Source organism: Brasilonema sennae CENA114, from assembly GCF_006968745.1.
Classification (GTDB): Bacteria; Cyanobacteriota; Cyanobacteriia; order Cyanobacteriales; family Nostocaceae; genus Brasilonema; species Brasilonema sennae.
In genome coordinates this window covers 2,989,473-3,001,783 of the sequence record NZ_CP030118.1, presented here as the reverse complement: position 1 = coordinate 3,001,783, position 12,311 = coordinate 2,989,473, and the positions used below count along the sequence as shown (strand labels likewise).

Here is a 12,311-nt window from a genome sequence, read left to right as displayed (position 1 = left end):
ATCGCACTTATGTATAAACCAGTAATATCTTCAACTTTTACGTCAAATTCTTCGTCCTTAGGGGGGGGTTAACCAGTAACTACTCTGGTGGGGTTTAAGTTCTGCCTCTTCTAGTAATCTTCCAACATGGCGGACAGATATGCTTTCAATAATCCCTTGCTTTATAATTTCGTCTGCTAGTTCTCTTGGTGTCCAATGACTTATTGGTCGTCCGTAGTCTTCGGGTTTTGAACATGCAAGGGCAAACAGTTTGATTACTTGCTCCATACTAAATTTTACTGGTGCCCCAATACGCTCCGAATCTCGTAGTCTCTCAAAAGTAGGCAACTTTTTATCGCTAGTTTTAAACCATCGGTTTCGCCATAAACGAGCCATATCCAGACTTATATTTAATGTTCGAGCAATTTCGCCATTATTTTTCCCCTCTGACGCTAGAAGAATTATTTTTGCACGTAGTACTATTTGTTGCCCTGTATTGTGTCGGTTTACCAACTCTTGCAGTTCTGAGCGATCGCCATCGCTTAAGTTTAATTGTTTTGGAGCTAATCCTGCCACATCCTAATTCTCCGCTTCTCAGCAAAAACTACTTTTAATCTAATTACTCATTCTCCCACAGTAATACCTGGTTAACTTACGCCGTGCTGTACTAGGCATTGCCCTTACACTGCTAGTTTTTGTAACTGTTAAAGGGTTAAGAGCTAACTTTCCTTGGCTTAAAAAATATAGCAATTGTTACAGATTATTACTTTGTTTCTCAGAAGTGAGACACTAGCATACCTCTTCTTTTATCTTCAAAGATGTCTTGTCCAATACAAGATAAGAACTTAGAAGATAGGGAGAGTTCAATGGTACTCGACGCATTTTCCAAAGCCGTAGTTACAGCAGACGCTAAAACTGGCATCTTAAGTGGAGAAGAAATTAGTAAACTCCGCAGTTTTGTTAGCGAAGGTAACAAGCGTCTTGATGCTGTAAACGCGATCGCCAGCAACGCTAGCTGTATCGTTTCTGATGCTATCGCTGGGATGATCTGCGAAAACCAAGGCTTGATCCAAGCTGGTGGTAACTGCTATCCCAACCGCCGCATGGCTGCTTGTCTGCGTGATGGTGAAATCGTCCTGCGTTATATCACCTACGCTTTATTGGCTGGTGATGCTTCCGTTCTTGATGACCGCTGCCTCAACGGTTTGAAAGAAACCTATGCTGCTCTTGGTGTACCCACCACCTCCACAGTCAGAGCTCTTCAAATCATGAAGGCTAGCTCACTGGCTCACATCAACGACACCAATACAGAAGCTAATGGTGGTAAGAGATTCCGCAAAATGGGTTCTCAGCAAGGTGACTGCTCTGCTTTGACAGCTGAAGCAGCTAGCTACTTCGATCGCGTTGTTTCTGCTCTGAGCTAAGCAATAGCCAAAGCAATTGACGAATTGAATTGAAATAAACGCTTAAATATCTATTTCTGGAGATAGCAAAACATGAAATCAGTTGTGACTACAGTCATCGCTGCTGCTGATGCGGCTGGTCGTTTCCCCAGCACCTCTGACCTAGAATCTTTTCAAGGTAGTATCCAGCGTTCTGCTGCCCGTTTAGAAGCTGCTGAAAAGCTGAATAACGTGGACAGCGTAGCTAAGGAAGCTTACGATGCTGCTATCAAAAAGTATCCTTACCTGAACAATGATGGTGAAGCTAACAGCACTCAAGTCAAGAAAGATAAGTGTCTGCGTGACATCAAGCACTACATGCGCCTTATCCAATACTCCTTAGTAGTTGGTGGTACTGGCCCATTGGATGAGTGGGGTATTGCTGGTGGTCGTGAAGTTTATCGCGCGTTAGAACTGCCCACCGCTCCTTACGTTGAAGCACTCAGATTTGCTCGTAATCGTGGTTGCGCTCCTCGCGATATGTCTGCTCAAGCTCTAGTTGAGTACAACGCTCTTATCGACTATCTGATCAACTCCCTCTCATAGGTTCATAATCTCTCATAGCTGATTGGACTTAGGTTCGTCAGTCCTGGGGATTCTTAATCTAGTGCTTTGCCCAGAAAGGTTAAGTATTGGTTTGAGAATCCCCAGGTTCATGTTTTTAATCAGTTATCAGTCATCAGTTATCAGTGAAGGAGTCACCAAGTCACCAAGTCAGAAGTTCGGAAGTAGGAAGCCGGAAGCCGGAAAACTAAATTTTAATTTCTTTCTTCTGAATACTGAATTCTTCTTCAAATTGATAACTGTTAACTGTTAACTATTAACTGTTAACAGGTAACTTATGGATAAGCGCTTTTCCAATCTTTTTGGATTCACCGAAGAACAAGCTATTACTCTCTTGGATACGCCTTTAGACCAGTTAGCGGAAGATGACTCTCGCTACGTGGCTGCCTCAGAGTTGGTAAACTTCGCGACAGAGCGCTCTATCAACGCGCTGATTCGGGCAGTGCAAAACACGGATCCGTCCTTAGATAACCGCATCGTGCGACGCAAGTCAGTGGAGTCGCTGGGAAAGTTGCGCTCATTGCAAGCACTGCCAGCCATTAGCGGCTGCTTGGCAGATGAAGACTCCTATCTTGTGGAAAATGCGGTATGGGCGATTGGTGAAATAGGCACCCAAGACTCAGATATCCTCGAAGAAATTGCTCAATTACTCGAAAAGCCAGGACAAACCTATCGGGTGATTATCCATACCCTGGCAAAGTTAGATTATCCGCCAGCAGCGGAGCGTATCCGTAAATTTGTGGATGCTACCGACAAACCCACAGCAAGTGCAGCCATCTCTGCCGTTTGTCGCTTCACTGGAGACTACTCCCCAATTGAGAAGGTGCTTGCCTTACTTGAACACCCGAATGTGTATGCACGTCGGTTGTGCATCCAAGATTTGATCGATTCTCGGTATTACGCTGCTATTCCTCAGATTGCTCAGTGTCCGGTATCACTTGTGTTTCGTCTGCGGGGGATTCGCTTGTTGGCAGAAGCTGGTATTCCAGCAGGAGCGATCGCCTTTACAGATATTCAACCATCACTAGAGCAAGTCATTTTTGACCATCCAAGAGATTTGAAGTTGGTACATGGCTACGATCAGACTCCAACACTGGAATTTGTGATTAGAGAACTTTATGATACCGATTTTGGGCGTTGTTATCTGGCGACACAGACTATATTAGAAGAGTATCGTGAGAGTGCAGGTGAAGCCCTGATGGCAACCTATGCCGCTGAAGCTCACAATGACTATGGAGCACACTACCATGTGATGAAACTCTTGGGTTGGCTCAAGTATGCTCCAGGTTACGATTTGCTTGTTGAAGGTTTGAACAATCGCGAACCTCAGTTTCAGAAATCTCGGGCGGGGGCGGCGATCGCTCTAGGTGAATTGGGCGATACGAGTGCGATTCCTGCTCTGGTAGCCGTTCTGGAAACTAAAATCTGGGATTTGAAATATGCTGCATTAATGGCTCTGGAGAAACTTGGCGATACTAGTGCTCACACAATTGCAGCAAATGACCAAAACTGGTTGATTCGAGCCAAAGCAACTCACACTCCTGCATCCAGCAAAGTAATAAACCCATGACAGTAGATTCGCTATTTGAACAACTCAAACACCCAAATCCCAATCTACGGGAACGGGCAATGTCACAGTTGGCAGAAAACCGTGATCAAAATACGATTCCTCGTTTGATGAGTGTTCTCAATGATGAAGACGTCGTCTTTCGTCGAGCAGCAGTCAAAGCTTTAGGTATGATTGGCGTAGATAGTGTGCCACCTTTGGTAGAATCATTACTTAACAGCGACAATGTGACTGTCCGGGGTAGCTGTGCGAAGGCGCTGGCACAAATTGCGGTAAACTATCCAGATGTTCCTTTTCCAGCTGAAGGTTTGCAAGGATTACAAACTGCCATCAATGACTCCAATCCAGTGGTTCATATTGCAGCTGTGATGGCGTTGGGTGAAGTTGGTTCCCCTGCTTTTGATATCTTGGTTGAGGCGCTGAAAACCACAGATAATGTAGCGGTGGCGGTGTCAGTCGTCAACGCACTTGCAGCATCGGGAGATGAACGAGCAAGAGAAGTCCTCAAACCGTTGACTAATGATGAGTCTGCTGATTCTTATGTGCAGGAGTCAGCGGTGAGTGCTTTATCTCGCTTGGAGCAAATTATTAATTTCAAAGCTAGGCGACAACAGTGAACAGTTAACAGTGAACAGTAATCAGTCAACAGTTAACAGTGGTTTATATCACAACACATCCAACAACGCCTGCTTAAACTGAGTCGCACTCTTAAAGTAAATCTCTGGCTTCTCCACCAAAGCTAAATCAATCACCTCCGCCAGTCGTCGAGGTATACTTGCATCACGCTGGCGGATAGGTACAGAGTCATCTTCCAATACGGCTTTCCAGACGTCTCTGTCAGTGAAATTACGAGGATAAAATCCAGTCAGCATATAGTAGAGACAACCCGCAGCAGCCCACACATCGACTTCTGGTTTAACACGCTTATAATTTAAGAGTTGTTGGCGACATATCAAAACGGGAGTACCCGCTCTAAAACCTGTAAAAGTTTGACCACTTAAACCTGCTAAATCAAACGCCTTTGATAAACCGTAGTCTCCGATTTTTACTGTTAGTTTACCATCAACATTGCCCAGGAAAATATTACTTGGTTTGAGATCGCGGTGAACCAAACCCCTACCTTTACCAAATCCACCATTACCTAATTTGACATTAGGAATTTCTGCGTTGTGGGTATATTCTAAACCGTCTAAAACTTGGAGAGTAATTGGGACAGCAATATCTATTGATAACTTTCCTCCCTGTCGCTCCATTAAGTCAGCAACAGTACCACCTTCACAATACTCCATTGTGAAAAAGAAAATGCTCTCCGAGTAACCATAATCAAGCAATTTAACCACATGAGGATGTCGCAACGCTTTCGTATTTTCTGTCTCCCGCATAAACATTTGTACAGCCCAGTCATTTGCAGCAACAGCTGGTAGCATGACTTTCAGGGCAACAAAGTTTTTTGTTTGATTATGCTGTGCTAAATAAACTTCGCCACAACCGCCTTTTCCTAATAGTTTGATAATGCTATAACCGCGAATTGCTATGAGATTTTCGTCGCCTTTTTCTGCTAAACCCAACAAGCGTTTAATCAATTCCAAGAAAAATGGTGCTTGTGTTGGGCGTTGATTGACATTATGGATGTTAGCTGTACCAGGGACGAAATCAGGAATATTAAGTGATTGTAATTCAACTTCAATTCCAACGACAAATACTGTATTACCCAGTTTAATTTCATCTCCATCTTGCAAATCATACTCTGTCAATTCCAACTTCGCGGCTTCTTCTGGAGTTTGCTTGGATTGGCGTTGTCCAATTTTTTTACCGTTTACATAAGTTCCATTTCTACTACCAAAATCCCGCACGCGAATATTTGGCGGGTTGATATCTAATAAGCAGTGATAGCGGGAAATGGTAAGATGATCATCATCATCTGGTAGTTGCGGGTTGCAGTCTTTTGCTCTACCAATGATACAAGTTGTGCGGGAGTCGAAGGTATATTGTCTTCCTGGTGATTTGCCTTCAGTAATTGTGAGGGTGACTTTGGCAGGCATATTATATTTTTATATCTATTTGATATATCTTTGATATTATCATCACTAAATTTGAAGTTACCAAATAATAGTTACCAATCCTGATGCGGTAATATTTTGGTCACAGGTTAACAAAACAACTGTTTCTCCTTGATTGACCAAAACTATCGCAGTTGCAACAATTTGTCGGTCGTGCATTTCTGCGATCGCAGCTAAACCGATAGTTTGTTGAATGACATTTGTACCTAATGGATATACTACGATACGACTGTCCGCATTGACTGCTGAGAGTAAAGCAGTTGCTGAAGAAATCGATGTTCGTCCACGTTCCACAATCCAAACAGCCTCAGCTAAAGCTGTAGCAGGTATAATTAATTGGCTCTCAGGGTTGGAAAGAATTGTTTTCGCGTTACTTCCCAAGCGGGGATTACCTTCTAGAAACCAAATGAGAGCATGAGTATCGATAACATACTTCACTTTTATCTAAGACCAGTTTAATTCATCGCCAAAATCACCATGAAATTCTGCTATTTTGAAATCTTCCTCGCTTGATTGTTGATTTGAACCAGCCAACATACCAAAGTACATCATTTGTGGAGTAAATTGAACTGGCTTTGCTTCTAAAAAAGTAACAATGACGCGGCTTTCTACTACATCGGATGGTACTTCAGATAACTCAATCGTACCGTTTTTATAAACTCCTTCAACTGACTTCAACATTACCGCTAACCTCGTTGTTGGAATATAGTCTGATGGTTATTACATTTTATAGCAATCCTAAATCATTCGTGAAAAACAAGACCCCGACAACTCTTACGAAGTCGGGCATCTGTTGTATTTTTCCGGTTACTTTTAATTGTTGGGATTGGTGCAAAATATTATAAGAAGATAAGCTGACAGACTTTGGGAGGAAAAATGAAAGCACAAGAAGTAATGGGAAGCGTTGACGAAAACGGTAAACTGTGTTTGGATGAACCGCGTTGCGGCTAAACCATAAACATCAGTATAAGCACCAAAATTGCCCTTTCTTCTGTACTGTTCAATGGGTGCATAACCTTCAGTTCCATCACTCGTCATGCTGATGGATTTTTCACCAGTGCTAAACTGACGAGCAAGACCAAAATCAATCAATACTGCTTCTTGTTTGCCACGGCGTAAGAGAATATTATGAGGCTTGATATCCCGATGTAAGAATCCTTGTTGATGGACACATTCTAAAGCTTGCCCAATTTGGTTAATGTAAAGTAAAGCTTCATCCTCTGACAATTGCCCACCCTCATCAACATAAGTCTTTAAATCCACGCCATCAATATATTCCATCAGCATCCCCCACAGTCCATCTTCTTGGATGACATCCTCAAATTTCACAATATGGGGGTGAGCGCATCGTGCTAACCGCGTCATCTCTTGGACAAATTTTACCTGTCGTTCCGAGAAGTCTTTTCTTATTTGCTGAAGGTGGTTGAGGGTTTTCAGGACAAATAATTTACCTGTACGCTGTTCGAGGATGCTATAGGTAATACCAAAGCCACCGCTACCAAGGACTTTTTGAATGATGAAGCGTCCGTTTTGCAGTGATTGATTGGGCGTCCAAATTTTCATTGTTCCAGCTTGCGGTTTGAGAGCTATATATATACTGAGCTTAATACCCTCGCTTGGAAAAATGTTTCCTGACAACATTCTTTGTGATTCAAGATGTGGGGAAGCCTGTATGGTAAGCTGCTACTCGCTTTGATTTGCTTGCAACCAGTTGAGCAAATCCTCCATCGCCGTAAAATCTAACAAAGCTTCGCCAAGTGCTTCTAGCTGAGAAAGAGTTAGAGATTGGATGTGCGATACCTTCGGTGAGCTTCGCTAACGCAATAAGAGTGATAATTCTCCCACCCGTCTTTGTAGTATAAAATCAGCGTCTGTGTCTGTAAGCGCGGTATGGGCAATTGAAGAGTGGTTGCTCATACCGTACTTTTTACACATTCAAACATACTAAGAATTTATATTAAATCATAATCAAAAAATTAGCAAGTAGTTGAAAAATGATATCATTTGTGGGAAAGTATCATAGCAAAATCTAAGATCCACTGTCAAATTCAGAGATTGACACTCGTACAAAAAGTATGCAAAAAGCAGCACGTTATGTCAGGCAAAGCGCAGTATGTGCCTTGCGCTCAGCTTTGCTGTTGGATAGGCGAAAATGCAATATTGCAAAGCTTTTTGTATCTTTTTAACGGTGAAAGGTAAAAGTCTTTTTCCCGTGAAAATAGCAAAAAAATGTTTCAATGATTACCTTTTAACTACTTTGAGGAGCACAAATGATAAGATTTCGTTACATCTGCCTAACTATTGCTAGCGCAATCATCTTCGCTTTGACTTCCTGTAACGGTACACAAACCGCAGAAAATTCAACAACACCAGCGGCTAACTCCAGTCCCCAGGCTGCTACTGAAGCAGTTAGTCATAGCGGACACAGTAGTAAAAAGAAAATCAACATCAACAATGCGATCTTGTCGGAATTGGATAAGTTTGAGGGACAGCTTGGTGTTCCAGCATTATCAAATAAAATTCAGGCAAGTCGTCCCTATGGTAGTCCTGAGGACTTAGTTTCTAAAAAGGTAATTACTCAAGAGCAATTCGACAAGATTAAGGAGCAGGTTACGACTCAGGAAGTCGTTCTAACTGGGGAACCAAAAGACGTAGACTACATGACCAAACTAGGACTGATGAAAGGACACCTTTTGGTAGCAAAAGAACTGTTGGATCAAAATCAACCGAAAAAAGCAGAACCTCACATTGGTCATCCAGTTGAAGAGATTTATGTTGATGTAGAAGACCAATTAAATGAGCGCAAAGTCAAAGAGTTTAAGACATCTTTGGTTAGTTTGCAAGATTTTGTTAAATCCAATCCCAAAAGTCCCAAGATCAAAACTGATTTTACCTCTTCGATGCAAGCAGTTGATGGTGCTGTAAATGCTTTACCAGCAGATCAGCGATCGCAACCCAGATTCGTGCTACAAGTCATTAACGGATTGCTAGATGCAGCCAACTCAGAGTACACTGCGGCAATTGCAAATGGAAAAATTTCTGCAGAAATTGAGTATCAAGATTCCCGTGGCTTTGTCAACTACGCTGATGACTTATATAAAGGGATTTCTAGCAAAGTGGCTAAAGACTATCCCCAAGAATCTAAAGGAATTGAAGCCAGTATCGCTGAACTGATAAAAGTTTGGCCCTCTGCTATTGCACCCGCTAAACCAGTCAAAACCCCTGAAGATGTTACCAAGCTAGTGAAAACTATTGAGGAAAATTCCCAAAAAATCATAGATAGTTCCAGCACATCTACATAGCTATAGTATTTTGAATTGTTTGTAAGTGAAAAAGATGTTACGCGATTTCACTAAATAGTTATTGGTTATTTAGTCATTAGTCATGAGTGAAATAAAACCACTCATGAACGGCGGGTGCACTCAACGCTTAAAGTCGCAAAGGTGCACTGCCTCATTCGCACCCAGAACAAAAGAAAAAGGACAAATAATGAACTTTAGTGCTGCCTTACCCACTTTTGTGATTACACTCCGAGAAGGAGTAGAAGCTGCTCTCGTAGTTGGCATTGTACTAGCTTTGCTAAAAAAAGCTAAGCAATCTCGTCTGAACCCTTGGGTTTATGCTGGTGTCGGCGTTGGCATTATTGTCAGCGCACTCATAGGTTTTCTTTTCACTTGGGTGGTTCAAGCACTCAGTGCAATTAATCCTCAATACTCAACCGTGGTTGAGCCAATGATGGAAGGTGTGTTCAGTCTGTTGGCGATCGTTATGCTCAGCTGGATGCTAATCTGGATGACCAAACAAGCCAGATTTATGAAGGCTCAAGTTGAAGGAGCAGTAACAGATGCTTTAAAGCAGAATAAGGTTGCTGGTTGGGGTGTTTTCAGTTTAGTATTTATTGCCGTTGTACGGGAAGGTTTTGAAACGGTTTTGTTCGTTGCTGCTAACCTTCAACAAGGGCTTTTTCCTGCTTTTGGCGCTCTTGCTGGTATTGCAGTCGCAGCGGGAATTGGTGTGCTTTTATTTAAATGGGGTGTTAAAATTAATATCCGCCAATTTTTCCAAGTCATGGGTATTTTCTTGGTGTTAATTGTGGCGGGGTTAGTGGTGACTTCTTTGCAGAAGTTTGACGAAGCTTTTGCAACCCTTGCTCTTAGTAATCGCGCCTCGGAAGGTCTTTGTTTTTATTACGAACGGTTCACAAGAATTCACTCTTGTATCTTAGGTCCAATGGTTTGGAATACTTCCAACATCTTGCCTGATGAAAAGTTCCCTGGCGTTATTTTTCAAGCCTTATTTGGTTACAGGCAATATCTTTATGTTGTGCAAGCTGTGGGATATGTCCTGTTTTTAGGAACAGTTGGAGGTTTGTATTTCCGCAGCATCATGGGTGGAGGAAATAGTCGTCCTAAAAAGCAGTCAGTTGCACAAAAATCGATGGGTTCTGTAAAAGATTAGTCAAAATGAATAAAGGGTTTACCCTGACCGTAGTCGAAGGGTTCGTAATGAGCGCTGAAACGCTCATTACAAGCCAAATAATTAACAACTAATTTCCAATGACTAAGATTTGTGTCCAAGAGTTATTTATCTATCCATTTAAAGGTTTGAGCGCCCAGAAATGTGCTTGCGTTGAGTTGCAAGTTGGACATGGTATTCCGGGCGATCGCTCTTTCGGCTTAATGTTCAAAGAAGACGCACAATATCCCGACTCAACAAAAGTACCTTGGATGAAGAAGCACAACTTCGCCATGCAAAATGACTGGGGAGGACTAGCAGCGTTAGATTGTGATTATGAAGCAGCTACTAGCACCTTTACAGTGAAGCGCAAGGGTGTGGAGTTATTAGTTGCTGATACGACTAGCACAAGTGGACGCGACAGCATTGCAACCTTCTTCACAGGATACCTTGCAGGAATTTCCCCTAATCAAGCTGCGAGACATCCAAACCGCGCACCCTTGCAAGTTGTGGGAGAGTTTGGCAAAACTCGATACCCTGACAGGGAAGCCCTGCATATTTCTCTTGTCAGTCAAGCAACTCTCAACCATTTGAGTGAGATAGCAGGACAACAAGTAGATGTTCGTCGGTTTCGTCCTAATATTGTTTTAGATGCTGTACCCGCTTGGGGAGAATTTGACTGGGTAGGCAAAGAAATGCAGCTTGGTACAGCACGAATTGCTATTACAGCCAGGATTAATCGCTGCTTAAATATAGAAGTGAATCCAGAAACAGGAGAACGTGATATCTCCTTGTTAAGTTTGCTACAAAAGAATTTTCAACACACACAGACGGGTGTTTTGGCGCAGGTTATCAATGGTGGTACAGTGGGAATTGGTGATACTTTAAGCTGGGCTGAGTAAGTACTAAATTAGCTTAACGGAAGGAATCAAAAATGACTGTTATTGCTATCACGCAAAATAGGATAAGTCCCAATCGCCAAACTAAGCTCACAAATAGCGACGACAGCATGAAAGCAATCTTTGCTGCGCCAAAAGTCATTAACACAATATAGGCGATCGCAAAGCCGAAGAGTCCTAGTACAAAAAATTTGAGAAAATAAGCAGCCAATGTAAATAGGCGACTATTCTGATTTGGTTTCATAGTTCCTGTTCTCCATGTAAATTGGATTTAAGCAAAAAGCCGGGATGTGCTTTTATCACATCTCCGGCTTGTAAACTTCTCGTTTCTCGAAAGCCAAATGTCTCATAATTTGTAGATATTTTGTTGTACTATTAAGTCCGCCTCAGCTCTTGTATATTTTCTGAACTCTCAAGTAGCTGTAGAAATTGGATGCAGCTTTTTAGGTTTTTTTATGAGATAACCTCCATGCAATCCAATTTTCTAGAATGTGTTCGTACATCTGTTGGATTTCTTGCAGTTCCTTGTGATCAAGATGGTAGCGGTGACTTATGTGTCCACCAAGTTCAACAATAGTTTCGTAATTACCTTTTTTACTACGGGTGATGAACTCACCATGTTGAGTCGCAGACAATGCCTCAATCAGTAGAAAGCTCATGTGAGAAAAAACTGGGTGCAATTCAATCAAGCAGGGTTGCTCCAAAAAATTATCTTGCTTTCCTTGTTCTTGTAGTGTGACCATTGGCAAGGCTTCCAAAGGCGAATCTCCAATTTTTAACTGCATTTTGATGCCACTAAAACCGCTGAAAAACTCAGGAAATCGTGAGCGTGAGAAGGTCATATCAGTTGCTCCGTGAGGTTGACCGTTAATCTCGACTGCAATTATCTTGTGATGGAAAGCCGTAAATTATTTAGATTCAAAAGAAACAAGACTGTTACTGCTTACCTCACATATATCTAAGTTACATATAAGTATAAACATTTTTTTTCTCATGAGCAAGTTTTAAAAAAATATTCTGCTCCATGTAGAGGCTTTTATGAAGTATCGTATACTATTTGACTATACTGTTCTCACACGTATATAATTATTTTAGTTACCTTTGATACAAAAAACTGCTTAGGAGATAAATGCGATAAAACAAGAAAAGTTACGTTTTTCTATAAAATTATCTGATTTTATGGGTAAAACCATCTTATTTATGATGAAAAATCAGTCTATATCGTAAAATCTGCTTTATTAGTCTTCTAAAAAACAACATTCTTTGATATGTCGCGTATAGCTATAGAATAAGTGAGTTTTATTGCGACATCGTTATTATCACTGTATGTGAGAAAAAAAGAGAG

The 12,311-nt window shown here is 41.7% G+C and carries 14 protein-coding genes and 1 pseudogene; 7 read left to right on the top strand and 8 right to left on the bottom strand.

The window, feature by feature from the left end; all coding sequences use genetic code 11:
• Positions 1-57 precede the first annotated feature (57 nt).
• Positions 58-555, bottom strand: coding sequence for a helix-turn-helix domain-containing protein (locus tag DP114_RS12830; protein ID WP_169263472.1), 498 nt, complete (start codon positions 553-555; stop codon positions 58-60).
• Positions 556-845: 290 nt separating this feature from the next.
• Here DP114_RS12830 and DP114_RS12825 point away from each other — a divergent pair, with 290 nt between their 5' ends.
• From DP114_RS12825 to DP114_RS12810, 4 genes are all read left to right on the top strand, one after another.
• Positions 846-1,403, top strand: a complete 558-nt coding sequence (locus DP114_RS12825) for a globin family protein (RefSeq protein WP_169264968.1) — start codon at positions 846-848, stop codon at positions 1,401-1,403.
• 72 nt (positions 1,404-1,475) lie between these two features.
• Positions 1,476-1,967 (top strand): globin family protein, encoded by a 492-nt coding sequence (locus tag DP114_RS12820; protein WP_169264969.1) that lies wholly within the window; start codon positions 1,476-1,478, stop codon positions 1,965-1,967.
• Between the two features lie 295 nt (positions 1,968-2,262).
• Positions 2,263-3,555, top strand: coding sequence for a HEAT repeat domain-containing protein (locus tag DP114_RS12815; RefSeq protein WP_171976260.1), 1,293 nt, complete (start codon positions 2,263-2,265; stop codon positions 3,553-3,555).
• Positions 3,552-4,169, top strand: coding sequence for a HEAT repeat domain-containing protein (locus DP114_RS12810; RefSeq protein ID WP_171976259.1), 618 nt, complete (start codon positions 3,552-3,554; stop codon positions 4,167-4,169). The genes DP114_RS12815 and DP114_RS12810 overlap by 4 nt, the downstream gene beginning before the upstream one ends.
• A 48-nt stretch (positions 4,170-4,217) precedes the next feature.
• On the opposite strand, the gene DP114_RS12805 is transcribed toward DP114_RS12810, so the two are convergent.
• The 5 genes and pseudogenes from DP114_RS12805 to DP114_RS34940 all read right to left on the bottom strand — a co-directional run.
• Positions 4,218-5,594, bottom strand: a complete 1,377-nt coding sequence (locus tag DP114_RS12805) for a protein kinase domain-containing protein (protein WP_171976258.1) — start codon at positions 5,592-5,594, stop codon at positions 4,218-4,220.
• A 57-nt stretch (positions 5,595-5,651) separates the two neighbouring features.
• The gene (locus DP114_RS12800) at positions 5,652-6,050 is read right to left on the bottom strand and encodes a type II toxin-antitoxin system VapC family toxin (protein WP_171976257.1); all 399 of its coding nucleotides are present in this window, start codon (positions 6,048-6,050) and stop codon (positions 5,652-5,654) included.
• Positions 6,051-6,056: 6 nt separating this feature from the next.
• Positions 6,057-6,293: a hypothetical protein gene (locus DP114_RS12795; RefSeq protein WP_169264974.1), complete on the bottom strand. Its 237-nt coding sequence runs from the start codon at positions 6,291-6,293 to the stop codon at positions 6,057-6,059.
• 132 nt (positions 6,294-6,425) lie between these two features.
• Entirely contained in the window at positions 6,426-7,175 is a 750-nt protein-coding gene (locus tag DP114_RS12790; RefSeq protein ID WP_171976256.1) for a serine/threonine protein kinase, read from the bottom strand.
• Between the two features lie 120 nt (positions 7,176-7,295).
• Positions 7,296-7,406 (bottom strand): annotated as a pseudogene (locus DP114_RS34940) (DUF4351 domain-containing protein); the annotation flags it as partial.
• 476 nt (positions 7,407-7,882) lie between these two features.
• Here DP114_RS34940 and DP114_RS12780 point away from each other — a divergent pair.
• The 3 genes from DP114_RS12780 (at position 7,883) to DP114_RS12770 (ending at position 10,969) form a co-directional block, all read left to right on the top strand.
• Positions 7,883-8,914 carry a ComEA family DNA-binding protein gene (locus DP114_RS12780; RefSeq protein ID WP_171976255.1) on the top strand — a complete coding sequence of 344 codons (1,032 nt, stop codon included), beginning with the start codon at positions 7,883-7,885 and terminating at the stop codon, positions 8,912-8,914.
• 187 nt (positions 8,915-9,101) lie between these two features.
• Positions 9,102-10,070, top strand: a complete 969-nt coding sequence (locus tag DP114_RS12775; protein WP_169264977.1) for an FTR1 family iron permease — start codon at positions 9,102-9,104, stop codon at positions 10,068-10,070.
• Between the two features lie 98 nt (positions 10,071-10,168).
• Positions 10,169-10,969: an MOSC domain-containing protein gene (locus DP114_RS12770; protein ID WP_171976254.1), complete on the top strand. Its 801-nt coding sequence runs from the start codon at positions 10,169-10,171 to the stop codon at positions 10,967-10,969.
• A gap of 13 nt (positions 10,970-10,982) precedes the next feature.
• On the opposite strand, the gene DP114_RS12765 is transcribed toward DP114_RS12770, so the two are convergent.
• Both DP114_RS12765 and DP114_RS12760 read right to left on the bottom strand, forming a co-directional pair.
• Positions 10,983-11,210 carry a hypothetical protein gene (locus tag DP114_RS12765; RefSeq protein WP_171976253.1) on the bottom strand — a complete coding sequence of 76 codons (228 nt, stop codon included), beginning with the start codon at positions 11,208-11,210 and terminating at the stop codon, positions 10,983-10,985.
• 199 nt (positions 11,211-11,409) lie between these two features.
• Complete coding sequence (locus tag DP114_RS12760; protein WP_169264980.1) at positions 11,410-11,808, bottom strand: hypothetical protein; 399 nt, start codon at positions 11,806-11,808, stop codon at positions 11,410-11,412.
• Positions 11,809-12,311: the final 503 nt, after the last annotated feature.